This is a genomic window from Paraburkholderia bryophila (assembly GCF_003269035.1).
GTDB lineage: Bacteria > Pseudomonadota > Gammaproteobacteria > Burkholderiales > Burkholderiaceae > Paraburkholderia > Paraburkholderia bryophila.
Map to the genome: position 1 here is coordinate 1 of NZ_QLTK01000002.1, position 24,791 is coordinate 24,791.

Genomic DNA, 24,791 nt, shown 5'->3' on the forward strand with positions numbered 1-24,791 from the left:
TTCATATCGTTGATTTATCAGTGAGCTATGCGACGAAGTTTACAGGGGCAATGCCGCGTTTACAAGCTCTTTGGGGCTTAAGTTGAGAGCATTGCCCCGCACAGGGGCAACGCTAGCAGACCACCAACAAAACAAGGAAAGGCCAAAACCAGCAAAACCACAACCAACCCCAGCCCACGGCAACAAAAAAATCCCATTATATGAATCCAACACTCACATATTGGAGCTTTCCAAAAACCGCCCTAGAATCCAACCCAACACGCACAGCGGCGACAAAAAAAGTCCCCGCCCAAGCGACAGCACCAAAAAAAACCGGAGACAAACCCAACCATGCCACCCAAGCAAAGGCAGCCCCACCACGCCAGTGGAAAACCGGGCAACGCGAGCAAAGCGGGCAAATCAGGCCACCTCTCCGGCCCCGCGCTATAAGCGCAAAAAATCATCGAAAAGCGAATCGCCATGAACAAAGCGATGCCAACCCACGCCGCGATTGCGTCCGAAGCCGATCTGGCATCGCCAGCCGACCACGAAACGCAGGCCGCCGAGCATGAGCCGATCGCGGCCAAACCGCCGCGCGCAACCAGCAACGCAAACGCAAAAACAAACGCCAAAGCGAGCCCCCCCGCTCAGCGCCCCAGCGCCGACGAAATCGCGCTCCCCAGCACGCTGCTGGACATCACCCCGCAACAAGCCGGCACCCAAACATTGCTGCGCGGCCTCGCGATTCTCGAAGCGGCCGCCGCCGGGGTGCGCGATCTGCGCACCTTCGGCGCCGCGCTCGGCACGACCCGCAGCACCACGCATCGACTGGTCAGCAGCCTGGTCCAGGCGCGCTACCTGCGGCAGGTGCAAGGCGGCTATCTGCTCGGTCCGAAGCTGATCGAACTCGGTACCATCGCGCTCGAACAGATGCCGCTCACGGCGGTCGCGCGTCAGCATCTCGAATCGCTCGCGGAACAAACGCTCGACACGATCCACCTCGGCGTGCGCGATGGGGACGACGTGCTGTACATCGACAAAATCCCCGGCACCCGCGGCCTCGAAATGCGCTCGCGCGTCGGTCACCGCATGCCGCTGGCGTCGACGGGAATCGGCAAGGCGATGATGCTCGACCTGACGCCCGACGTCTGGCAGTCGCTCTTCGATGCATCGCGGCGCGCGCTCGCCGGCGTCAGCTTCAAGCCGGATAACCGTCCCGACGCGCAGACCTTCATGCAGCGCATGACCAGCTACGCGGCTGGCGGCTACACGTTCGACCTCGAGGAAAACGAGGCGTCGATCCGCTGCGTCGCGGCCCCCGTGCGCGATGCGTCGGGCGCGGTCGTCGCTGCTCTGTCAGTGGCGAGCACGATTCCGTACATGTCGCTGGAACGTATGGATGAACTGATCCCCGTCGTGCAGCGCGAAGCGCGCGCGATCTCGGAAGAACTCGGCTGGCGCGCCCCGCAACCGGCAACCCGCAGGATCAAACGATGAAGCAAGCGGGTTCCTCCACACCGGCTAACCATCCCGTCGCCGCACAGGCGGCAGGCGGGGCGGATGTCGTCGCCAAGAACGCAAGCGCAGCGGCTTCCGCGAACGCAAACTCCGTCGCGAATGCGAGCACGAACGCCGTCGCGACTGCCAACGCCGCCAATCTCAGCCAGGCCGCACTGATCGCGCTCGACTGGGGCACGACCTCTCTGCGCGCGTATCTATTCGACGCGAGCGGTCAAGTGCTGGCCACGCGCGCATCGACGGCCGGCATCATGAATCTGCCGCGACCCGCCGAGCAGGGCGGTTTCGACGCGGCCTTCGACGACGCCTGCGGCGCGTGGCTCAAGCAGGCGCCCGGCGTGCCGGTGATCGCGGCCGGCATGGTCGGCAGTGCGCAGGGTTGGGTCGAAGCGCCGTACGTCGAAGCGCCGGCGAGTGCCGACGCGCTGGTGGCCGGGCTCGTCCGCGTGAAGGCGGCATGTGGCGTGACGCTGCATATCGTGCCGGGCGTGCTGCAACGCGGTGAGTTGCCCAATGTGATGCGCGGCGAAGAGACGCAGATTTTCGGAGCGCTCAGCGAGGAAGCGAACGCGGAAACCGCCACGAACGCGTCCAACGCAACCACCGCCGTCACCCCCAAACGCGCCCTCATCGGTCTCCCGGGCACCCACGCCAAATGGGCGGTTGTCCAGGCCGACCGCATCGAACGTTTTCACACTTTCATGACCGGCGAAGTCTTCGCGGCGCTGCGCGAGCACACGATCCTCGGCCGCACGATGCTGACGCCGGACCATCCCGACACCGCCGCCTTTCTGCATGGCGTGAAAATCGCCCGCGACAAAGGTCAGGCAGGCGTGCTCGCCACGATTTTCAGCAGCCGCACGCTCGGTCTCACCGGCCAACTGTCGCGCGAACAGCAACCCGACTATCTGTCGGGCTTGCTGATCGGCCACGAACTGGCCGGACTCGAAGCCGTGCTGATGCAGCAACAGAATTCGGTCGCGGGGCAAAGCCTGCGTCTGATCGGCAATGAAGCGCTGTGCGAGCGTTATCGCCTTGCGCTGGCGCAATTCGGCTGCACCCAGGCGGAACTGGTCAAGCACGCCACCGAGCGTGGCCTGTGGCGCGTCGCCTCGCAGGCGGGACTCGTCAATCCGGCCGCCCACGCGGCGCGCGCCGGCTAGGCGGCCAGGCCGCCGCTCACGAAACAAGGAATCGACATGCAACCTCATATCAATCTGCCCGGACCGTACATGCCGCACGCGGGTCTGATCGCGGCCTTCGAATTGTGTCCGCTGATCGCGATCATGCGCGGCGTGACGCCCGCCGACGCCGCCGACCATGCTCAGGCGCTCTATGAGGCGGGCTTTCGCATCGTCGAAGTGCCGTTGAATTCGCCGCAGCCGTTCGACAGCATCGCGGCGATCCGCAAGGTGCTGCCCGCCGATGCGATCGTCGGCGCGGGCACCGTGCTGCATCCGGGCTTCGTCAGCGAGGTGAAGTCGGCGGGCGGCGAGCTGATCGTCATGCCGCATAGCGACCCGGACGTCGTGATCGCCGCGAAAGCGCAAGGCATGGCCTGTTCGCCGGGCGTCGCGACGCCGAACGAAGCCTTCATCGCGCTGAAGAACGGCGCGGACGTGCTCAAGATGTTCCCTGCCGAACAGCTCGGCTGCCAGGTCGTGAAAGCCTGGCGCGCGGTCATCGCGGCGCAGGTGCCGCTGGTGCCCGTCGGCGGTATCACGCCGGACAACATGGGCCCGTTTCTCAGCGCCGGCGCGAACGGTTTCGGCCTCGGCTCGGCGCTCTACAAACCGGGCCAGAGCGCGGCCGTGACGAGCTCGCATGCGAAGGCGTACATCAACGGGTTGCGGATTGCCCGTGCCGGAGCGAAGAAATGACACGGCTTGCCGGCAAAGCGGCCTTGATCACCGGCGCCGGGCGCGGCATCGGCGCGGCGATCGCGCTCGCCTTCGCGCGCGAGGGCGCGGCGGTCGTGCTGGCGGAGCTGGATCTCGACAGCGCGCAGCAGACGGCGGAACGTATCCGTTCGCAGACCGGAAAGGGCGGCGCGCGCGTGCTGGCGGTACAGACCGACGTGACGCAGTCGGCCTCGGTTCAGCACGCAGCGAGCGAGGCCGAACGAACCTTCGGCCAACCGCTGGACGTGCTGGTGAACAACGCCGGCATCAACATGTTCCGCGACCCGCTGACCCTGACCGACGACGACTGGCGCCGCTGCTTCGCGGTCGACCTCGACGGCGTCTGGAACGGTTGCCGCGCGGTGCTGCCGGGCATGGTCGAACGCGGCGCCGGCAGCATCGTCAATATCGCGTCGACGCATTCGTTCAAGATCATCCCGGGCTGCTTTCCGTACCCGGTCGCGAAGCACGGCGTGATCGGCCTGACGCGCGCGCTCGGCATCGAATACGCGCCGCGCAACGTGCGGGTCAACGCGATCGCGCCGGGTTACATCGAAACGCAATTGACGCATGACTGGTGGAACGAACAAGCCGATCCGGCGGCGGCGCAACAGGCCACGCTCGATCTGCAGCCGATGAAACGGATCGGCCGTCCGGAAGAAGTGGCGATGACGGCGGTGTTTCTCGCGTCGGACGAGGCGCCGTTCATCAACGCCACCTGCATCACCGTCGATGGCGGGCGCTCGGCGCTGTATCACGACTGATTTTTGCAGCATCTGTGCAGAAGTTTCGCTGTACCCAAATTGCGCTGGGGCGCAATGAGTTCACCGGACGACGCGCTGGCCGCGTGTGTCACACCCGGTACAAGAAGACGCGGCCAATAACCTTCTCGTTATCAATTAATTAGTCAGGAGACACGCATCATGAAACGTAGAATTTTCCTCACGCTGGCAGCAGCGGCGACGGGTGTGCTCTTCAACGCACCGGTGGCGCAGGCGGCGGATCCGGTGAAGATCGGCTTCCTCGTGAAGCAACCGGAAGAACCGTGGTTCCAGGACGAATGGAAGTTCGCCGAAATCGCCGCCAAGGAGAAGGGCTTCACGCTGGTGAAGATCGGCGCGCCGTCGGGCGAGAAGGTGATGAGCGCCATCGACAACCTGTCGGCCCAGAAAGCGCAAGGCTTCGTGATCTGCACGCCCGACGTCAAGCTCGGACCGGGCATCGTCGCGAAGGCGAAGGCCGACGGCCTGAAGATGATGACGGTCGACGACCGTCTGGTCGACGGCGCGGGCAAGCCGATCGCTTCGGTGCCGCACATGGGCATCTCGGCGTACAACATCGGCAAGCAGGTCGGCGACGGCCTGGCGGCGGAAATCAAGAAGCGCGGCTGGGACATGAAGGACGTCGGCGCGATCGACGTGACCTACGAACAGCTGCCGACCGCGCATGACCGCACCAGCGGCGCGACCGACGCACTGGTCGCAGCCGGCTTCCCGAAGGCGAACATCGTGATGGCGCCGCAAGCGAAGACCGATACGGAAAACGCTTTCAACGCCGCCAACATCGCGCTGACCAAGAACCCGCAATACAAGCACTGGGTGGCCTACGCGCTGAACGACGAAGGCGTGCTCGGCGCCGTGCGCGCAGCGGAAAGCCGCGGCTTCAAGGCGGACAACATGATCGGCATCGGCATCGGCGGCTCGGACTCGGCATTGAACGAGTTCAAGAAGGCAACGCCGACCGGTTTCTACGGCACGGTCATCATCAGCCCGAAGCGCCACGGCGAAGAAACCTCGACGCTGATGTACGACTGGATCACGCAAGGCAAGGAACCGCCGATGTTGACGCTGACGACCGGCATGCTGGCCACGCGTGACAACGTCGCCGACGTGCGCGAGAAGATGGGCCTCGCATCGAAGTAAGGCTTTAGAAAAGTCGCAGCAAAATCGCGGCAAAGCGCAGTGCGATGAAGTGAACTGCCGGTGCGTCGTTTCTTCCAGGGATTGGGCGCGCCGGCAGCAGCAGTACACGGTGAGCAAGATGAGCAACATGAGTAGTTGAGACAAACAGAGGAGGCGGAAGTGTCAGCGACGCTACGTTTTGACAATATCGGCAAAGTCTTTCCAGGCGTGCGTGCGCTCGACGGTGTGTCCTTCGACGTCAACGTCGGCCAGGTGCACGGCCTGATGGGCGAAAACGGCGCAGGGAAATCGACTCTGCTGAAGATACTCGGCGGTGAATATCAGCCCGACTCGGGCCGCGTCATGATCGACGGTAACGAGGTGCGCTTCACGAGCGCCGCGTCGTCGATCGCGGCGGGGATCGCGGTGATTCACCAGGAACTGCAATACGTGCCCGATCTGACGGTCGCGGAAAACCTGCTGCTCGGCCAACTGCCGAACTCGCTCGGCTGGGTCAACAAGCGCGAAGCCAAACGCTTCGTGCGCGAACGGCTCGAAGCGATGGGCGTGGCGCTCGATCCGAACGCGAAGCTGCGCAAGCTCTCGATCGCGCAACGCCAGATGGTCGAAATCTGCAAGGCGCTGCTGCGCAACGCGCGCGTGATCGCGCTCGACGAACCGACCAGTTCGCTGTCGCATCGCGAGACCGAAGTGCTGTTCAAGCTGGTGCGCGACCTGCGCGCCGACAACCGCGCGATGATCTACATCTCGCACCGCATGGACGAGATCTACGAGCTGTGCGACGCCTGCACGATTTTCCGCGACGGTCGCAAGATCGCCTCGCATCCCACGCTCGAGGGCGTGTCGCGCGACACCATCGTCAGCGAAATGGTGGGGCGTGAGATCAGCGATATCTATAACTACTCGGCGCGCCCGCTCGGCGAAGTGCGCTTCGCGGCGCAAGCGATCGAAGGCCATGCGCTCGCGCAGCCGGCCAGCTTCGAGGTGCGGCGTGGCGAGATCGTCGGCTTCTTCGGTCTGGTGGGCGCGGGCCGCAGCGAACTGATGCACCTGGTGTACGGCGCGGATCATCGCAAGGCCGGTGAGCTCATGCTCGACGGCAAGCCGATCAAAGTGCGCAGCGCCGGTGAAGCGATCCGCCACGGCATCGTGCTGTGCCCGGAAGACCGCAAGGAAGAGGGCATCGTCGCGATGGCGACCGTGTCGGAGAACATCAACATCAGTTGCCGCCGCCACTATCTGCGTGCGGGCATGTTCCTCGACCGCAAGAAAGAAGCGCAAACCGCGGACCGTTTCATCAAGCTGCTGAAGATCAAGACGCCGAGCCGCCGGCAGAAAATCCGTTTTCTGTCGGGCGGCAACCAGCAGAAGGCGATTCTGTCGCGCTGGCTCGCCGAGCCGGATCTGAAGGTGGTGATTCTCGACGAACCCACGCGCGGCATCGACGTCGGCGCGAAGCACGAAATCTATAACGTGATTTACCAGTTGGCCGAACGCGGTTGCGCGATCGTGATGATTTCGTCGGAGTTGCCGGAAGTGCTCGGCGTGTCCGACCGGATCATCGTGATGCGTCAGGGCCGGATTTCCGGCGAACTGTCGCGCAAGGATGCAACGGAACAAACCGTGTTGAGCCTGGCGTTGCCGCAAAGCTCGACCGCACTACCCGGAACCCAGACCGCCGCTCAGCAGGCAGCCTGACCATTATTTGGACGAAAGTCCGGCAACCCGTGGGGAACGGGAGGAGTCTTCAACATGCAAGCTAGAGAAAACCTCGCGCAACAGACCGCCAAAGGCGCGGCCGATGCGCTGATTCCACAGACCACCGACAAGACGAAGTGGTGGCAACACGTCACCGAATACAGCCTGATCGTGATCTTCGTGGTGATGTTCGCCACGATGTCGCTGACGGTCGACCATTTCTTCTCGATCGACAACATGCTCGGTCTCGCGCTGTCGATCTCGCAGATCGGCATGGTCGCCTGCACGATGATGTTCTGTCTCGCGTCGCGCGATTTCGATCTGTCGGTGGGATCGACGGTCGCGTTCGCCGGCGTGCTGTGCGCGATGGTGCTCAATGCGACCGGCAACACCTTCATCGCGATCATCGCGGCGGTGGCGGCGGGCGCGGTGATTGGTTTCGTCAACGGTGCGGTGATCGCGTATCTGCGCATCAACGCGCTGATCACCACGCTCGCGACGATGGAAATCGTGCGCGGTTTCGGTTTCATCGTGTCGCACGGTCAGGCGGTCGGCGTGTCGTCGGATACGTTCATCGCGCTGGGTGGTTTGAGCTTTTTCGGCGTGTCGTTGCCGATCTGGGTCACGCTGCTGTGCTTCATCGTGTTCGGCGTGATGCTCAACCAGACCGTGTACGGCCGCAATACGCTGGCGATCGGCGGCAATCCGGAAGCGTCGCGTCTGGCCGGTATCAACGTGGAACGCACGCGCGTCTACATCTTCCTGATCCAGGGCGCGGTGACGGCGTTGGCGGGGGTGATTCTGGCGTCGCGTATCACGTCGGGTCAGCCGAATGCCGCGGAAGGGTTCGAGCTGAACGTGATTTCGGCGTGCGTGCTGGGCGGCGTGTCGCTGCTCGGCGGACGCGCGACGATTTCCGGCGTGGTGATCGGCGTGCTGATCATGGGCACGGTCGAAAACGTCATGAACCTGATGAACATCGACGCGTTCTATCAGTACCTCGTGCGTGGCGCGATCCTGCTGGCGGCGGTGCTGCTCGACCAGTTGAAGAACCGCGGCTCGCGGGATTAACCTACCTAGTTCTGAAAGGAATCGAACGATGTCGTCTCCGGCCAATGCAAATGCCCGTCTCGCGAGCACCGCGTTCGCGCGCTATCCGAGTCTCGTCGACCGTACGGTGTTGATCACGGGCGGCGCGACCGGTATCGGCGCATCGTTCGTCGAGCATTTCGCGGCGCAGGGTTCCCGCGTCGCGTTTTTCGATATCGACGCGAGCGCCGGCGAGGCGCTCGCCGAAGAACTCGGCGATTCGACACACAAACCGCTGTTCCTGCCCTGCGATCTGACCGACGTCGACGCGCTGCAAAAAGCGATCGCCGACGTCAAGGCCGCGCTGGGTCCGATCCAGGTGCTGGTGAACAACGCGGCGAACGACAAACGCCACCAGATCGGCGAGGTCACGCGCGAGTTTTTCGACGCGGGCATCGCGGTGAACATCCGTCACCAGTTTTTCGCGGCGCAAGCGGTGATGGAAGACATGAAGGCCGCCAACAGCGGTTCGATCATCAATCTCGGCTCGATCAGCTGGATGTTGAAGAACGGTGGCTATCCGGTCTACGTGATGTCGAAGTCGGCGGTGCAGGGTTTGACGCGCGGGCTCGCACGCGACCTTGGGCATTTCAACATCCGCGTGAATACACTGGTGCCGGGCTGGGTCATGACGGAGAAGCAGAAGCGCCTGTGGCTCGACGACGCGGGTCGTCGGTCGATCAAGGAAGGGCAGTGCATCGACGCGGAACTGGAGCCGGCCGATCTCGCGCGCATGGCGCTGTTCCTCGCCGCCGACGACAGCAAGATGATCACCGCGCAGGACCTGATCGTGGACGGAGGCTGGGCGTGACGACCAGTCCGCGCACGCAGCCGGCCGCATTGCTGCTCGACACTCAGTGCACGCTCGGCGAAGGTGCGACGTGGTGCGCGAGCACCGGCCGCTTTTACTGGACGGATATCGAAGGCGCCCGCCTGTGGCGCTACGATCCGAGCGACGGCGACACGACGCAATGGCGCATGCCGGAGCGGCTCGCCACGTTCGCGCTGTGCGCGGACCCGCGGCACCTGCTGCTGGGTCTGGCCACCCATCTGGCGTTCTTCGATCTGACGACGGGCAAGACACGTCGTATCGTCGACGTCGAACCCGGTATGAACACGCGCGTGAACGACGGTCGCTGCGACCGCCAGGGGCGCTTCGTATTCGGCACGAAAGACGAAGGCTCGCCGTTGCAGGCGGTAGGCGGGTTCTATCGGCTGAATCACGATCTGTCGCTGGAGCGGTTGCCGTTGCCGGCGCCAGCGATTTCGAACAGCATCGCGTTCAGTCCCGACGGCGCGACGATGTACTACTGCGATTCGCCGACGCGTGAGATTCGCGCGTGCGACTATCGCGCCGACGGCAGCGTTGCCAACGACCGTTTATTTACTACGCTGTGCGACGCCACCGGCGAACCCGACGGTTCGACCGTCGACCGTGACGGCGGGTTGTGGAACGCGCAGTGGGGCGGCCGGCGCGTGGTGCGTTACGGCCCCGATGGCGTGGAAACGGAGCGTGTCGACGTGCCGACCGCACAGCCTAGTTGCGTCGCGTTGGGCGGCGCGTGTCAGGGAACGACCGACGGGCGCGCGCAGCTCGACACGCTGTATATCACCAGTGCGCGCATCGATCTCGACGCTGCGGCGCTCGTGAATGACTCAGGCGCGGGCGGCGTGTTCGTCGCGCGTGTGGAAAGGGCGGGTTTGCCGGAACCTGTGTTCCAAGGTGCGTGCGCATAGCGCAGAATGACGCAGCCGCTTTTTCACGGCGGCGGCACCGGGCGGCAGCGTCGATGGCCGCTCGTGCATCTCGTATCACGCATGACGCAGTGACCACGAAATCGATTCAGCAGTAAATGCCGCGATCCCAGTGCCCGCAAATTATTAGCCTGCATTGCAGGACCCAGAGGCGACCGGTTCAAGAAAATCGCCCAACAGCATCCGTCAGCGATGACGGCCATGTCCAACGCCTCTCGATGGAGTCAGCTATGACTGTTGCGAATCTTGTTTCCGCCGCCCCGCCGACCTCCCAGAGCCGGCGCTCACGACTTGCCGCGGCGGCTAATCCGGTGCTGCCGGGGCCGAGCACCTCGGCGGTGGCGGTTGGCGAAACCAGCGGCGGCGAACTCGCGTGCATCACGCTCGCCAATGCGCATTTGCGCCTCGACGTCGCGCCGACGCTCGGCGGCGGCATCACCCGTTTCGACTGGCGCAACGACGGCGCGCTGACGCCGATTTTCCGGCGCTGCCGCCACGTCGCGGCCGATACGCAACCGAACCAGTTGGCCTGTTATCCGCTGTTGCCGTATTCGAACCGCATCGGCGGCGGTCGTTTCGATGTGGCGGGACGGCGTGTGGACGTGCCGCGCAATCGCGCCGACGAACCGTTGCCGATTCACGGCGACGGTTGGTTGTCGGCGTGGCAGGTGGCCGAGTCGGCGCGCGAAAGCGTGCGCCTGACACTCGATCGCCACGACGGCAAACCGTACGCGTTCCGCGCGGCGCAAACCTATACGCTCGACGGCCCGACGCTCGCCGTCACGCTCGAAATCGAAAACACAGGCCGCGAGGCGCTGCCGTTCGGGCTCGGCGTGCATCCCTTCTTTGTGCGCGACGCGGATACCGAGTTGTCGGCGGCGGCCGGCGGCTTGTGGCTCTCCGGTGACGACTGGCTGCCGGTGCGCCATGTGCCGGCGCCGCCCGCGTGGCAATTCGGGGTGGCGTATCCGCTGCCGGATACCGTCGTCAATCATGCCTTTACCGGTTGGAGCGGGCAGGCGGCCGTGGTGTGGCCGAAGCGTCGGCTGTCGCTGACTATTTCGGCCGACACCGACTATTACGTGCTGTACACGCCGACCGGCGAAGACTTCTTCTGCTTCGAGCCGGTGGATCATCCGATCAACGCGATGAACCTGGCCGGCGGCGCGTGCGAAAACGGCATGACCTTGCTCAAGCGCGGCGAGCGGCTGACGCGGACGTTCCGCTTCACCGTCGAGCGCACGGGATTGCGTTCGATGCCGGGAGCGCGTGGGACGAAGCGGCGGCAGTAACGAACGGGGCGGCCGCTCGCGCCGGACAGGTAAAATACGCGCCACTTCCGTTCACCTGCTCGCCGCGAGACCTCCATGTCCCATTTCATCCCGACACTCAACGACGCCTGGCAGCGCACCAATTCGCTGCTGTGCGTCGGCCTCGATCCCGAGCCCAGCAAATTCCCGGGCGCGCTCGCGGGCCGTCCCGAGGCGATTTTCGAGTTCTGCCGCACGATCGTCGACGCCACCGCGCCGTACGCGTCGTCGTTCAAACCGCAGATCGCCTACTTCGCCGCGCATCGCGCGGAAGACCAGCTCGAGCAACTGATCGCGCATATTCACGCGAATCATCCGGGCCTGCCGGTGATTCTGGACGCGAAGCGCGGCGACATCGGCAGCACCGCCGAACAATACGCGCGCGAAGCCTTCGAGCGTTATCGAGCCGACGCGGTGACGGTCAATCCGTATATGGGTTTCGATTCGATCCAGCCGTATCTGGAGCACGAAGGCAAGGGCGTGATCGTGCTGTGCCGCACGTCGAACCCGGGCGGCTCCGATCTGCAGTTTCTGGAAACCGGCGGCCGTCCGCTGTATCAGGTCGTCGCGCAACTGGCGGCCGAGAAATGGAATGCGAGCGGCCAGCTCGCGCTGGTGGTCGGCGCGACGTTCCCGAAGGAAATCGAAGTGGTGCGGGGGATTGTCGGCGAGATGCCGCTGCTGATTCCGGGCATCGGCGCGCAAGGCGGCGACGTGCAGGCGACCGTCAACGCCGGCCGCACCGCGAACGGCACGGGCATGCTGATCAACTCGTCGCGCGCGATTATTTACGCGGGTAAGGGCGACGATTTCGCCGACGCCGCCGCGAAAGCGGCGATGGAAACGCGGGATCGGATCAACGCGTTTCGGTGAGATCAGGTTGTCGGTGAGCAATGTGGCGCGGTTTCTGAAGGCGGCGCGTTTCTGCTGAGACTGTTCCGCCGCATTTCGCTGTATTTCGCCGGCGCGCCGTCTGCGCGCGCCGCGCGAGCAAGGCCGGCTAAACCGCCGGCCCGAGCTTTTCGATGAAGTCCGCATGCTGCGGATGCCGCGCCTTCAACACGTCGACCTCCGCCAGTTCGAACTCGCTGAATTCGAATCCCGGCGCGACGGTGCAGCCCACCAGCGCGAACGTCGACGGATCGGCGCATTCCGCCGCGAACCACAAGCCTGCCGGCACCACGGCCTGAAACACGGCATCCGGATGCGTCAACGCATTGCCCAGCTTGTGGGTGATCAGCGCGCCGTTTTCATCGAGCACGTGAACGTGCAGCGGCTCGCCGGCGTAGAAATGCCAGATTTCGTCGGACTGGATGCGATGCCACGCCGAATGCGCGCCGTCGCATAACAGGTAATAGATCGCGGTCGACGCCGAGCGCGTCTGCGCCGGCTCACCGTCGCGCATCACACGCCCGGCCGACCGGTATGTTTCGCTGAAAAATCCGCCCTCGGGATGCGGCTTCAGATCGAGGCGGCGAATCAGTTCGTCTTTGGCCGTGGCGGCGTGTGCCTTGGCGCTTGCTTCGGATCTTGCTTCGGACATGGTTTCCCTGGCTTCCTGGCGCTACGCTTCAGCGAACAATCAAATCAATGCTCGCGTTCATCGAGCAACGCCAGCACGCCGCGCAGCGCATGCGTGGCGGCCTGCACGCGAATCTGCTCGCGATCGCCCTTGAAGACCTTCGTTTCCACCGACGTATGCAGCCGGTTGCTCCAGCCGAACGAGACCATGCCGACCGGCTTGGTCTCGGTGCCGCCGCCCGGACCGGCGACGCCGGTGATCGACAGCGACACCTGCGCGCGGCTGTTGCGCAGCGCGCCCTCGGCCATGGCGCGCGCGACCTGCTCGCTGACCGCGCCGTGCTTCTCGATCATGTCGGCCGGCACGCCGATCATCTCGCTCTTCGCCTGATTCGAATACGTGACGAAGCCGCGTTCGAACCAGCCGCTGCTGCCGGAAATGTCGGTGATCGCGGTCGCCACCATGCCGCCCGTACAGGATTCGGCGGTGACGAGCATCAGGCGTTCGTCGCGCAGGCGGTTGCTCACGCGAATCGCGAGCTGGTGAACCACGGAATCGGTAGGCATGGCGTCAATCCGGAAAACGGGGGCCGGCGGGCGAGGTCCGGCGGCACGGTGGCGGCCGCCGGCGAGGATCAGACCGACATGCGCCAGAGCGCAATGACGAGCAGCGTGAAAAATGCGGCAACCAGGTCATCGAACATGATGCCAAAGCCACCTTTCAGACGGCGGTCGAAATAACCGATAGGCGGCGGTTTCACCATGTCGAAGAAACGGAACACGATGAACGCCCACAACTGGTCGGTCAGCGTGGCGGGCGTGACCATCAGCAGCACCAGCCAGAACGCGACGATCTCGTCCCACACGACCGGCGACGGATCGTCGATGCCCAGCTTCTTCGCGGTAAAGCCGCACAGCGCGATGCCGCCGACAAACCCGAACGCGATCAGCAGACCCCACTCGGTCACGGTCAGATAGCGGCTCAGCACGATGAACGACGCCCACGCGAACAGCGTGCCGAAGGTGCCCGGTGCGACGGGCGACAAGCCGCTGCCGAACCCCAGCGACAGCATGTGCAGCGGATGCGACAGCATGAACCGCGCACTCGCGCGACGCGGCCGCGGCCGCGGACTGGGCGCGCTGGGCTCTTTCTGCTGGTGCGGCGGCTGGCCGTCGATGAGTTCGTCGGCGGGGCCGAGCGGGCGATCAGTCTGCATGAAAGTGGTCGAAGCCTTGCAACGTCAGAGTGAGCGGCGCGCCGGCGGCGTCGCGCCAACCGATCGCCGGGCGGTCGGCCGCCGTTTGGAGAGCGCTTATTGTACCGACGCGCGTGACCGGCACGGCGGCCTCGCGTCCGGCGTTTTGCACCGCGCCGCGCGCGGCGACCGGTGCGGTGAAGCACAGTTCGTAATCGTCGCCGCCGGCCAGCGTGCAGCGCTGCTGGATTGCCGGCGACAGACGGCGCAGCGCGGCCGAGCGCGGCACCGCGTCGACATCGACGGTGGCCTGCAGGTTGGAGCGCTCAAGGATGTGCAGCAGATCGCCGGCGAGGCCATCCGACAGATCGAGCGCGGCATGTGCGATGCCCCGTAGCGCGAGGCCGAGCGCGACGCGCGGTTCCGGGCGTTCGAGGGCGCGACGAAACGTCGCAGCGTCCTCGGCATCGGTTTGCCACTCGCCGCGCTGCACGCCCAGCCCGGCGCGCGCGTCGCCGAGGGCGCCGGAAATCCAGATGTCGTCGCCGGCTTGCGCGGCGTCGCGGCGCAGCGCCGCTTGCGGCGGCACGCTGCCGAACACGGTGATGCAGAGGTTCAATGGGCCGCCGGTCGTATCGCCGCCGATCAGCGCGCAATCGTAGCGTTCGGCCAGCGCGAAGAGGCCTGCGCTGAAGGCCGCGAGCCAGGCTTCGTCGGCTTTCGGCAGCGAGAACGCCAGCGTGAAGGCTTGCGGCCGCGCGCCCATCGCCGCGAGATCCGACAGATTCACCGCGAGCGCTTTGTGACCGAGCGCTTGCGGATCGACGTCGGCGAAGAAGTGGCGGCCTTCCACCAGCATATCTGTCGATATCGCCAGCATTTCGCCTGGGCGCGGCGCGAGCAGCGCGCAGTCGTCGCCGATGCCGAGCGCGCCGCTCTGCGCGTCGGACGGTTGAGCAGCGGCACGGCGCGCGAAGAAACGATCGATCAGCGAAAACTCGGAGAGCATGGGCGGCGGTGGATGAACGGTAATTAAGCGGTAAGTGAGCGTTAGGCGAGCGTTAGGCGAGCGTGGCCGGGCAAATAAGCGCCGCGAACGTCGGCCAACGGCGCGCATTGTACGAAGCGACGCTGGTTCGATCCGGGTTCAATCCCTAATGCGCCGGCAACGCCCAGGCGAGTAGGCTGTACGGCACATCGACGCCGCATTTCCACCGATGCGCATTGCATCGACCTTTCGCACTGTTTCGGTCGCGGCAGTTGTACCCGTTTTGAAGGAATTGAGCCGGCAATTGGGGCTACAATGCCGTCGAACATCTATTCTAATCCGCACTTCGAAGCCCGCCTTATGTCGACTCCCGTCAATAGCAAACTCCGCGAAGCCGCCCTCGATTACCACGAGTTTCCCACTCCGGGGAAGATCGCGATCGCCCCGACCAAGCAGATGATCAACCAGCGCGACCTCGCGCTGGCGTATTCGCCGGGTGTCGCGTTCGCGTGCGAGGAAATCGTCGAGAACCCGCTGAACGCCGCGCGTTTCACCGCGCGCAGCAACCTGGTCGGCGTCGTCACGAACGGCACCGCGGTGCTGGGTCTGGGCAACATCGGACCGCTCGCGTCGAAGCCGGTCATGGAAGGCAAGGCGGTGCTGTTCAAAAAGTTCGCCGGCATCGACGTGTTCGATATCGAGTTGAACGAGTCCGATCCGCGCAAGCTGGTCGAGGTGATTGCCGCGCTCGAGCCGACCTTCGGCGGCATCAACCTGGAAGACATCAAGGCGCCGGACTGCTTCATCGTCGAACGCGAATGCCGCAAGCGCATGAAGATTCCGGTGTTCCACGACGACCAGCACGGCACGGCGATCGTCGTGGCGGCCGCCATCACCAATGGGCTGAAGGTGGTCGGCAAAGATATCAAGTCGGTCAAGCTGGTGTCGTCGGGCGCGGGCGCCGCGGCGCTGGCCTGTCTGGATCTGCTGGTCGATATCGGTCTGCCGCTCGAAAACATCACCGTCACCGATCTGGCCGGCGTGGTCTACAAGGGCCGCGTCGAACTGATGGATCCGGACAAGGAGCGTTTCGCGCGTGAAACCGACGCCCGTACGCTCGCCGAAGCGATCGGCGGCGCGGACATTTTCCTGGGGCTGTCGGCTGGTGGTGTGCTGAAGCAGGACATGGTCAAGCAGATGGCGGACAAACCGCTGATTCTGGCGCTCGCCAATCCGACGCCGGAAATCCTGCCGGAACTCGCACTCGAAGTGCGTCCGGACGCGGTGCTGTGCACGGGCCGCACGGATTACCCGAACCAGGTGAACAACGTGCTGGTGTTCCCGTTCCTGTTCCGCGGCGCGCTGGACGCGGGCGCGACGACGGTCACGCGGGAAATGGAAATTGCGGCGGTCAACGCGATCGCCGAACTCGCGCGCCAGGAGCAGAGCGATATTGTCGCGACCGCTTACGGCATTCAGGATCTGTCGTTCGGTCCGGAATACCTGATTCCGAAGCCGTTCGATCCGCGCCTGATTGTCAAGGTCGCGCCGGCCGTGGCCAAGGCCGCGATGGATTCCGGCGTCGCCGAGCGTCCGATCGAAGACATGGACGCGTACGAACAGCATCTGCAGCAGTTCGTGTATCACAGCGGCACGACCATGAAGCCGATTTTCCAGGTGGCGCGTGGCGTCGAGCCGGAGAAGAAGCGCATCGTGTTCGCCGAAGGCGAAGAAGAGCGCGTGCTGCGCGCCATGCAGATCATCGTCGACGAAAAGCTGGCCAAGCCGATTCTGATCGGCCGTCCGGCAGTGATCGAGCAGCGCATTGCGCGCTACGGTCTGCGTCTGATCGCGGGTCAGGATTACACGGTCGTGAACACCGACCATGACGAGCGTTATCGCGACTTCTGGCAGGAATACTTCAAGATGATGTCCCGCAAGGGCATCACCGAGCAGATGGCCAAGCTCGAAATGCGCCGCCGCACCACGCTGATCGGCGCGATGCTGGTGAAGAAGGGCGAAGCGGACGGCATGATCTGCGGCACGGTCAGCACGACGCACCGTCACCTGCACTTTATCGATCAGGTGATCGGCAAGAAGGAAGGCCGCAAGGTCTACGGCGCGATGAACGGTCTGGTGCTGCCGAATCGCCAGATTTTCCTGGTCGACACCCATGTGAACGTGGACCCGACGCCGGAGCAACTGGCCGAGATCACGATCATGGCAGCTGAAGAAGTGCGCCGTTTCGGTATCGAGCCGAAGGTCGCGCTGCTGTCGCATTCGAACTTCGGTTCGAGCAATGCGCCGACCGCGCAGAAGATGCGCGACACGCTGGCGATCCTGCGCGAGCGCGCACCGGAACTGCAGGTGGACGGCGAAATGCACGGCGACGTGGCGCTCGACGCGAACCTGCGCCGCGAAGTGCTGCCCGATTCGACGCTGGAAGGCGACGCGAACCTGCTGGTGCTGCCGAACATCGACGCGGCGAACATCTCGTACAACCTGCTGAAGACCGCTGCGGGCAACAACATCGCGATCGGTCCGATGCTGCTGGGCGCGGCTCAGCCGGTTCATGTGCTGACGGCCTCGGCTACGGTGCGCCGGATCGTCAACATGACGGCCCTGCTGGTCGCGGACGTGATCGCGGCGCGCTGATCGGGCCGGCATCGAGTCTGTCCGATCGGACCTCGTGTGGCGTAGCGGATCCGCGCCACACGAAAAAAGCGGAAAAAAGCGAAAAAAAAGCGTGCCCGCAATGGGCACGCCTCGGGTGAACTGGGGAATAGTCACCCTGAAATGGCAAACCGCACGATCCAGCTTCCTACGAATTTAGCCCTCCGGGCGCGCGCCAGACGGCAAAGCGCCCAGGCCGGCCGCATGCTGAATCTCATGCAACCGGCGCGCGATTGCTAAATCGAGCTAAAGCTTAGCTTGACTAAGCTAACAATTCTGTCAAAAGTCGTCAAAGCCACTCCGGTGGGCGTTTCCGCCGGCCTGATAGCGAACGCCAGCCTGGCGAGCGTTGATTCCAAGGGCTATTAGCGATACCCTTACGACTTTCATGGTCGTCAAACTCGTGATTTAACAGCGGGAACCCTGATACATGGCACGCAAGTGGCTGCGCATGAAAGGCGTGCTGATCGGTGCTTTAACGCTGTGCGTGTTATCCGGTTCCGTGCCTGGCGCGTTAGCGCGCGACTACACGGTGCCCGCCGATGCAAGCGCACAGGTGCAGGGCGTCGTCGCGCTGGCGCAGTTGCCGCGCGAAGCGGTCAATACATTGAACTTGATTGCCGCCGGCGGGCCTTACCCGTATGAGAAGGACGGCATCGTAATCGGCAATCGCGAACGGTTGCTGCCGCCCCACCGGCGCGGCTATTACCACGAATACACCGTACCCACGCCTCGAGCGCGTAATCGCGGGGCACGTCGCATCGTCTGCGGTGGTCCGCTACAGCGAACCGACAATTGTTTTTACTCGGACGACCACTACACCAGTTTTAATCGTATTGTTGAATGACATCGGGATGAACGGCATGAGCGACAACGTCTACGCGCACGACTCCGGAGTCGCGACGGATCTTTTCGCGGCCGGCGACGGCAATTTGTTCCAACGCGTCATGCAGATGCGCGCCGGCGATCAGGGCCGCGAGAACCAGAGCGAAACAGGCACTGTGGTTTCATCGAACGAGGAGCCCATGAGTCTTTTCAAGACCGTACGACCGAACATCGTACAGTCGATCCGCGCGTTTCGCGTGCAGGATCTAGCTGACGAGGCCGAGCAACTGGGCCAGCATTTCCTGTATGCGTACTGCGCGAATGCACAGTCCAAGCAGGAAGTGCTTGAGACTATCGCGACATCGTTCCTGTTTCCGAAACATTTCGGCAAAAATTACGACGCGCTCTACGATTGCCTGACCGACCTGGTTCATAAGGCCGGCACGCAACCCGGCTTCGTGATCGTGCTCGAACAGTTGCCGGTTGCTCAGAAGTTCGACAAGGAGGGGCGCGAAACGCTGCTGGACGTGTTCCGCGAAGCGGCCGAGTTCTGGGCCGAGCGCAAGGTGGCGTTCCGGGTGTTCTACTCGTTCGCGTAAGGTTTGGCCGCGCAGGGCAATCGCTGCGTGAGGCTGAAAAATGAAAAAGGCCCGCCGATTGGCGGGCCTTTGCTTTTGGTGCGTGGCTTTGAGTGGGCCGCAGCGGTCTTACCACCCGCCCCAGCGCGCGGCTAGCGCGGAAAGCACGGCGATCCCGGCCGTCTCAGTGCGCAGTACGCGTGGGCCGAGCCCAACCGCGGTAAAGCCGTGGTCGGTCGCGGCGGCTTCCTCGGCGGCGGAAAAACCGCCTTCCGGGCCGACCAGCACCGTGACGCGTCCGAGCGGCGGCGTCGCGGGCAAGGCCGTAAAGCTGATGCTCGCGCGCGGCGACAGCAAAATTCGCAATTCGTCTGCGTCCGGCGTACGCGGCAGCGCGCCGAGCCAGGTCGCGATTTCGCGCACCGGCATGACTTCCGGCAGACGATTGCGGCCGCACTGTTCGCACGACGCGCGCACGATCCCTTGCCAATGCGCATGCCGCCGCTGCGCGCGCTCGCCGGACAGGCGCACGACGCTACGCGTGGTAGTCAACGGCATGAAGCACGACGCGCCGAGCTCGACCGCTTTTTCGATCAGCCAGTCCATCTTGTCTCCGCCGGCAATGCCTTGCGCGAGCGTGAGGTGATACGGCGCTTCGATTTCGATGGCGCGGAATTCGCGCAGCACGACCTTCGCCGAACGGCGCTCGACCTCGACGAGTTCGGCGCTGTATTCGCCGCCTTCGCCGTTGAACAGCACGATCGAATCGCCGGGTTGCAGGCGTAGTACGAGGACGTGACGTACGACGTCGTCCGGAAGCGGCAGGATGTCGCCGGAGTTGAGCGCCGTATCGACGAAGAAGCGAGGCATCAGAAAAATACTCATTGGTTCAGGAAAGGTGGCGAGCGAGCGCCCAACGGTAGCCGTCCAGGTCTTCAACCTGGGCGAAGCGGTCGCCCCAGAACTGGTCCTGTGGCTCGCTCAACGATTTGGCGCCGGCGGCCAGCGCCCGCGTGTAAACCGCGTCGACGTCGTCGACATAGACATAGAACGATTGCGGCGCGATCGCGCCCGCGCTTTTTGGGGTTTTCGCCGCGGAACCAAAGGCGCCTTCAGGCGCGAACATCACGATCAACTGACCTTGATAAGTCATCTCGACATGCATGACGACGCCGTCGTCCTGCACGCTGTCGCGCACTTCGAAGCCGAATGCCGCCGAGAAGAACGCGCTCGCGGCGCCTGCGTCGCGTACGGTCAGATAGGGCGTCAACCAGGGCACACCGGCTGGGCGGGAGGCGGTCATGGAATTCTCCGGATCAGAGGGGTTGGCGGGACGCAGGCGGCCTGGTCTGCTGGACGACGGCGCAATCGGTGTGTCGATCGCGCGGTCCGGGCGAACCGTGCATTGTGCCCGCGCTTCAGTTCGATGACGTTAAGAATTGACTTAGTTTATCGCGCACTGAGCGCGATGCCGAGAACAGTCCCGCGTGCAGGGCCGGCTCGTATTGCCTCAGCGAGGCGAGTTCGAGCCGTCGCGCGGCGAAACGTGCGGCGAGCGCGTCGGCGTCGAGTGCGGTGGGGTCGAGTGTGTCGCTGGCAATGGCCATCATCCACAGCGAGCCGTACAGCGGGATGAAGGCGCTCATCGTGCGGACCATGGCGAATGCCGCGCGCAAGCCGTCGAGCAGGCCGGCAACGCGCTGCGCATGAAAGTAGGGTGAGCCGAGGTGGATGGAAAGCGCGGCGGTCGGGGCCATCGTCCCTTTGAGCTGGTGGTAGAAGGCCTGCGTGTACAAGCTCGCCGCGGGTGAGTCCGGCGGCGTCAGGTCGAATATCACCAGATCGAACCGTACTGCCGCCTTTGTCGTTGCTGCCGCCGCGACGTAACGGGCGGCGTCGCCGATCACCAGCTCGACGCGCGGGTCGTCGAACGCACCGCCGTGTACGTCGGGCAAATGCTCGCGGGTCAGGCGCACGACCTCGGCGTCCAGTTCCGCCACCACAATGCGTTCGATGCCCGGGTGTTTCAGCAATTGCCGGGCGGCGCCGCCGTCGCCGCCGCCCAGAACCAGCGCCGCCTTTGGCGCCGGATGCGTCAGCGCGGCCGGATGCACCATGCATTCGTGATAGATGAATTCGTCGCCGACGGACGTCATCGGACGGCCGTCCAGCGTGAAGAGCCGGCCGAGCTGGGGCGTCTCCCACACCTCGATCCGCTGATAAGGCGAGTCGACGCGGGCGATCCGCCGCGCGTGCGGAAATCCGTAGACGGCGTCGGGACTGGGGTGGAACAGCAGCGGAGCGCTCACGGCGAAGGGGCTCCGTCGGGAGCGCGGTGGGTTCGGGGTGTCCAATTGTAAACGGCGAACCGGGTCGAATCGGGGCGATCCGGTTCGCCCCGCGGCCCCCCCGGCGCCCACGCGCGGCCTCGGGCCATGCGGGTTTCCGCTCGGGAGCCGCGCAACGTTCTGCTAGAATGTCACGCTTTCAGCCTTGTCCGTTTGCTCTGCCCGTTTCGCGTCTCCTGGCGCCGCACCGTGCGCCGAAGCGAACTGGCCGCCGAGCATCCGGGACTCAAGCGCACACCGCTTTCTGACTCTGTCTCCGGACTCGACATGACGACCCCGTCTCCCGCACCCACCTCCCTGATGGCCAACGCAATCCGCGCGTTGTCCATGGACGCCGTTCAAAAAGCGAATTCCGGTCACCCCGGCATGCCGATGGGCATGGCCGAAATCGGCGTGGCCTTGTGGTCGCGTCATCTGCGTCACAACCCGACGAACCCGCAGTGGTCGGACCGCGACCGCTTCGTGCTGTCGAACGGCCACGGCTCGATGCTGCTGTACTCGCTGCTGCATCTGACCGGCTACGATCTGCCGATCGACGAGCTGAAGAACTTCCGCCAGATGCATTCGAAGACGCCGGGGCACCCGGAATACGGCATCACGCCGGGCGTCGAAACGACCACCGGCCCGCTCGGCCAGGGGCTGGCAAATGCGGTCGGCATGGCGCTCGCCGAGTCGCTGCTGGCTACCGAATTCAATAAACCCGACGCGAAGATCGTCGACCACCATACCTACGTGTTCGTCGGCGACGGTTGCCTGATGGAAGGCATCTCGCACGAAGCCTGTTCGCTGGCAGGCGTGCTGAAGCTGAACAAGCTGATCGCGTTCTACGACGACAACGGCATCTCGATCGACGGCGAAGTGGTGCACTGGTTCCACGACGACACGCCGAAGCGCTTTGAAGCGTACGGCTGGAACGTGATCCCGAACGTGGTCGGCCATGACGTCGACGCGGTCGACGCCGCCATCGCCAAGGCCAAGCTGTCCGACAAGCCGACGCTGATCTGCTGCAAGACCGTGATCGGCGAAGGCGCGCCGACCAAGGCCGGTAGCCACGATTCGCACGGCGCGCCGCTCGGCGACAAGGAAATCGCGGCCACGCGTGAAGCGATCGGCTGGAAGTGGGAGCCGTTCGTGATTCCGCAGGAAGTTTACGCAGCGTGGGACGCGAAGGAAGCGGGCGCGCGCATCGAATCCGAGTGGGACAAGGCGTTCGCGGCCTACCAGGCCAAGTATCCGCAGGAAGCCGCCGAATTCACGCGCCGTATGGCCAAGCAATTGCCGGCCGATTGGGCGGAACAGGCCAAGGCGATCGTTGCAGGCGCGAATGAACGCGCGGAAACCATCGCGACGCGCAAGGCGTCGCAACAGGCTATCGAAGGCTTGTCGGCGGTCCTGCCGGAACTGTTGGGCGGCTCCGCCGACCTGACCGGTTCGAACCTGACCAACTGGAAGGCCGCCAAGCCGGTGCGCGTCAACGCGGAAGGCCGCGCTGCGGGCAACTACGTGAACTATGGCGTGCGCGAATTCGGCATGAGCGCCGCGATCAACGGCGTCGCGTTGCATGGCGGCTTCAAGGCATTCGGCGGCACGTTCCTGACGTTCTCCGACTACAGCCGCAACGCGCTGCGCGTCGCCGCGCTGATGAAAGCGCCGTCGATCTTCGTGTTCACGCACGACTCGATCGGTCTGGGCGAAGACGGCCCGACCCACCAGTCGATCGAACACGTCGCGAGCCTTCGTCTGATTCCGCATCTGCAAGTGTGGCGCCCGGCCGACACGGTCGAAACGGCGGTGGCCTGGACCCATGCGGTCGAACATCACGGCCCGTCGTGCCTGATCTTCAGCCGTCAGAACCTGCTGTTCTCGGAGCGCACGGACGCGCAGATCGCCAATATCGAGAAGGGCGGCTACGTGCTGCGCGACTGGAATGACGAAATCCCCGCGCGCAAGATCATCCTGATCGCCACCGGTTCGGAAGTCGAACTGGCGCTGAACGCGGTCGAGCCGCTGGCGCGCGAAGGCATCGGCGCGCGCGTCGTGTCCATGCCGTCGACCACCGTGTTCGACAAGCAGGACGCCGAGTACCGCGAACGCGTGTTGCCGCAAGGCGTGCGCCGCGTCGCGATCGAAGCGGGCGTCACGGATTTCTGGCGCAAGTACGTGGGTCTGGAAGGCGGCGTGGTCGGCATCGACACGTTCGGCGAATCGGCCCCGGCAGGCGTGCTGTTCAAGCATTTCGGCTTTACCGTCGAGAACGTGGTAGCGACGGCCAAAGCGGCACTCGGCTGATCTTCGGCAAGTCTGGCCGTACGCGTTGCGGCCAGACTATGAAGCGCAGACGAACAGAGACGAATTTTTTTCAGCCATCAGGAGATAGACCATGACGATTCGCGTCGCAATCAACGGCTACGGCCGGATCGGCCGCAACACGCTGCGCGCCTTCTATGAAAACGGCAAGAAGCACGATATCGAAATCGTCGCCATCAACGATCTCGGCGATGCCAAGACCAACGCTCATCTGACCCAATACGACACCGCGCATGGCAAGTTCCCGGGCGAAGTGTCGGTGGACGGCGACTACCTGGTTGTGAACGGCGACAAGATCCGCGTGCTGGCGAACCGCAACCCGGCAGAATTGCCGTGGGGCGAGCTGAACGTCGACATCGTGCTGGAATGCACGGGCTTTTTCACGACCAAGGAAAAGGCGAGCGCGCACATCAAGGGTGGCGCAAAGAAGGTGATCATCTCGGCGCCGGGCGGTAAAGACGTCGACGCAACCATCGTCTATGGCGTGAACCACCATGTGCTGAAGGCATCGGACACGGTGATTTCGAACGCATCGTGCACGACCAACTGCCTGGCGCCGCTCGTCAAGCCGCTGAATGACAAGATCGGTCTGGTGAACGGTTTGATGACCACGATCCACGCGTACACGAACGACCAGGTTCTGACGGACGTGTATCACGAAGACCTGCGCCGCGCGCGCTCGGCCACGCACAGCCAGATCCCGGCCAAGACCGGCGCTGCGTCGGCGGTCGGCCTGGTGATGCCGGAGCTGAACGGCAAGCTGGACGGTTACGCGATTCGCGTCCCGACGATCAACGTGTCGATCGTCGACCTGTCGTTCATCGCCGCACGCGACACGACGGTCGAGGAAGTCAACGCGATCATGAAGGAAGCATCGGAAGGCTCGCTCAAGGGCATCCTCGGCTACAACACGGCACCGCTGGTTTCGATCGACTTCAACCACAACCCGGCTTCGTCGACGTTCGATTCCACGCTGACCAAGGTGTCGGGCCGTCTGGTGAAGGTGTCGAGCTGGTACGACAACGAGTGGGGCTTCTCGAACCGTATGCTGGACACGGCTGTGGCGTTGGCCAACGCGAAGTAAGGTTGATGACGCATCGCGCTGCCGGCTTCGAGTCGGCGGGGCGGAGGCGTTAGAGACAAAAAAAGCCGCTCTCCGGAGCGGCTTTTTTTACGCCTGCGT

The 24,791-nt window shown here is 64.2% G+C and carries 23 protein-coding genes; 16 read left to right on the plus strand and 7 right to left on the minus strand.

Translation table 11 applies throughout. The features are described from left to right. The first annotated feature begins 459 nt into the window (after positions 1-459). The 11 genes from BX591_RS03535 to pyrF all read left to right on the plus strand — a co-directional run bounded on the left by BX591_RS03535 (position 460) and on the right by pyrF (position 12,045). A complete protein-coding gene (locus BX591_RS03535) occupies positions 460-1,476 on the plus strand; it encodes an IclR family transcriptional regulator (RefSeq protein ID WP_111929375.1) in 1,017 nt (338 codons plus the stop codon). After that, positions 1,473-2,660, plus strand: coding sequence for a 2-dehydro-3-deoxygalactonokinase (locus BX591_RS03540; protein ID WP_111929376.1), 1,188 nt, complete (start codon positions 1,473-1,475; stop codon positions 2,658-2,660). The genes BX591_RS03535 and BX591_RS03540 overlap by 4 nt, the downstream gene beginning before the upstream one ends. A gap of 36 nt (positions 2,661-2,696) precedes the next feature. Next, positions 2,697-3,377 carry a 2-dehydro-3-deoxy-6-phosphogalactonate aldolase gene (locus BX591_RS03545; RefSeq protein WP_111929377.1) on the plus strand — a complete coding sequence of 227 codons (681 nt, stop codon included), beginning with the start codon at positions 2,697-2,699 and terminating at the stop codon, positions 3,375-3,377. Beyond that, complete coding sequence (locus tag BX591_RS03550; protein WP_111929378.1) at positions 3,374-4,162, plus strand: SDR family oxidoreductase; 789 nt, start codon at positions 3,374-3,376, stop codon at positions 4,160-4,162. Before BX591_RS03545 ends, BX591_RS03550 begins: the two co-directional genes overlap by 4 nt. A gap of 159 nt (positions 4,163-4,321) precedes the next feature. Continuing rightward, a complete protein-coding gene (locus BX591_RS03555) occupies positions 4,322-5,320 on the plus strand; it encodes an arabinose ABC transporter substrate-binding protein (RefSeq protein ID WP_105509466.1) in 999 nt (332 codons plus the stop codon). A gap of 159 nt (positions 5,321-5,479) precedes the next feature. Then, entirely contained in the window at positions 5,480-7,018 is a 1,539-nt protein-coding gene (araG, locus tag BX591_RS03560) for an L-arabinose ABC transporter ATP-binding protein AraG (RefSeq protein WP_111929379.1), read from the plus strand. A 54-nt stretch (positions 7,019-7,072) separates the two neighbouring features. Continuing rightward, a complete protein-coding gene (gene araH / locus BX591_RS03565) occupies positions 7,073-8,089 on the plus strand; it encodes an L-arabinose ABC transporter permease AraH (protein ID WP_111929380.1) in 1,017 nt (338 codons plus the stop codon). A gap of 28 nt (positions 8,090-8,117) precedes the next feature. Beyond that, positions 8,118-8,918: an SDR family NAD(P)-dependent oxidoreductase gene (locus tag BX591_RS03570; RefSeq protein ID WP_111929381.1), complete on the plus strand. Its 801-nt coding sequence runs from the start codon at positions 8,118-8,120 to the stop codon at positions 8,916-8,918. Continuing rightward, entirely contained in the window at positions 8,915-9,844 is a 930-nt protein-coding gene (locus BX591_RS03575) for an SMP-30/gluconolactonase/LRE family protein (protein WP_111929382.1), read from the plus strand. Before BX591_RS03570 ends, BX591_RS03575 begins: the two co-directional genes overlap by 4 nt. A gap of 248 nt (positions 9,845-10,092) precedes the next feature. Further along, on the plus strand, positions 10,093-11,154 hold the full coding sequence (locus tag BX591_RS03580) for an aldose 1-epimerase (RefSeq protein ID WP_111929383.1): 1,062 nt from the start codon (positions 10,093-10,095) through the stop codon (positions 11,152-11,154). Between the two features lie 75 nt (positions 11,155-11,229). Further along, positions 11,230-12,045: an orotidine-5'-phosphate decarboxylase gene (pyrF, locus tag BX591_RS03585; protein WP_111929384.1), complete on the plus strand. Its 816-nt coding sequence runs from the start codon at positions 11,230-11,232 to the stop codon at positions 12,043-12,045. Positions 12,046-12,172: 127 nt separating this feature from the next. Here pyrF and BX591_RS03590 read toward each other — a convergent pair whose 3' ends face one another. The 4 genes from BX591_RS03590 to thiL form a co-directional block, all read right to left on the minus strand. Further along, positions 12,173-12,715 (minus strand): cupin domain-containing protein, encoded by a 543-nt coding sequence (locus BX591_RS03590; protein WP_111929385.1) that lies wholly within the window; start codon positions 12,713-12,715, stop codon positions 12,173-12,175. Positions 12,716-12,759: 44 nt separating this feature from the next. Then, on the minus strand, positions 12,760-13,260 hold the full coding sequence (locus tag BX591_RS03595) for a CinA family protein (protein ID WP_111929386.1): 501 nt from the start codon (positions 13,258-13,260) through the stop codon (positions 12,760-12,762). Positions 13,261-13,328: 68 nt separating this feature from the next. Continuing rightward, the gene (locus BX591_RS03600; protein WP_176343021.1) at positions 13,329-13,910 is read right to left on the minus strand and encodes a phosphatidylglycerophosphatase A family protein; all 582 of its coding nucleotides are present in this window, start codon (positions 13,908-13,910) and stop codon (positions 13,329-13,331) included. After that, a complete protein-coding gene (gene thiL / locus BX591_RS03605) occupies positions 13,900-14,898 on the minus strand; it encodes a thiamine-phosphate kinase (protein ID WP_111929387.1) in 999 nt (332 codons plus the stop codon). Before thiL ends, BX591_RS03600 begins: the two co-directional genes overlap by 11 nt. Before the next feature lie 294 nt (positions 14,899-15,192). Between thiL and BX591_RS03610 the strand changes: the two genes are divergently transcribed. From BX591_RS03610 to BX591_RS03620, 3 genes are all read left to right on the plus strand, one after another. After that, positions 15,193-17,532 carry an NADP-dependent malic enzyme gene (locus BX591_RS03610; protein ID WP_111929388.1) on the plus strand — a complete coding sequence of 780 codons (2,340 nt, stop codon included), beginning with the start codon at positions 15,193-15,195 and terminating at the stop codon, positions 17,530-17,532. A 448-nt stretch (positions 17,533-17,980) separates the two neighbouring features. Further along, positions 17,981-18,397: a ribonuclease gene (locus tag BX591_RS03615; RefSeq protein ID WP_111929389.1), complete on the plus strand. Its 417-nt coding sequence runs from the start codon at positions 17,981-17,983 to the stop codon at positions 18,395-18,397. 16 nt (positions 18,398-18,413) lie between these two features. Then, entirely contained in the window at positions 18,414-18,974 is a 561-nt protein-coding gene (locus BX591_RS03620; protein ID WP_035549518.1) for a barstar family protein, read from the plus strand. A 108-nt stretch (positions 18,975-19,082) separates the two neighbouring features. On the opposite strand, the gene BX591_RS03625 is transcribed toward BX591_RS03620, so the two are convergent. From BX591_RS03625 to speE, 3 genes are all read right to left on the minus strand, one after another. Further along, complete coding sequence (locus BX591_RS03625) at positions 19,083-19,823, minus strand: 16S rRNA (uracil(1498)-N(3))-methyltransferase (RefSeq protein WP_111929887.1); 741 nt, start codon at positions 19,821-19,823, stop codon at positions 19,083-19,085. Positions 19,824-19,842: 19 nt separating this feature from the next. Further along, positions 19,843-20,256, minus strand: coding sequence for a VOC family protein (locus tag BX591_RS03630; RefSeq protein ID WP_111929390.1), 414 nt, complete (start codon positions 20,254-20,256; stop codon positions 19,843-19,845). A 115-nt stretch (positions 20,257-20,371) separates the two neighbouring features. Next, complete coding sequence (speE, locus tag BX591_RS03635) at positions 20,372-21,262, minus strand: polyamine aminopropyltransferase (RefSeq protein WP_111929391.1); 891 nt, start codon at positions 21,260-21,262, stop codon at positions 20,372-20,374. A 306-nt stretch (positions 21,263-21,568) separates the two neighbouring features. On the opposite strand from speE, the gene tkt reads away from it, so the two are divergent. Both tkt and gap read left to right on the plus strand, forming a co-directional pair. After that, on the plus strand, positions 21,569-23,590 hold the full coding sequence (gene tkt, locus BX591_RS03640; RefSeq protein ID WP_111929392.1) for a transketolase: 2,022 nt from the start codon (positions 21,569-21,571) through the stop codon (positions 23,588-23,590). A 91-nt stretch (positions 23,591-23,681) separates the two neighbouring features. Beyond that, positions 23,682-24,692, plus strand: a complete 1,011-nt coding sequence (gap, locus tag BX591_RS03645; protein ID WP_074282197.1) for a type I glyceraldehyde-3-phosphate dehydrogenase — start codon at positions 23,682-23,684, stop codon at positions 24,690-24,692. Positions 24,693-24,791 lie beyond the last annotated feature (99 nt).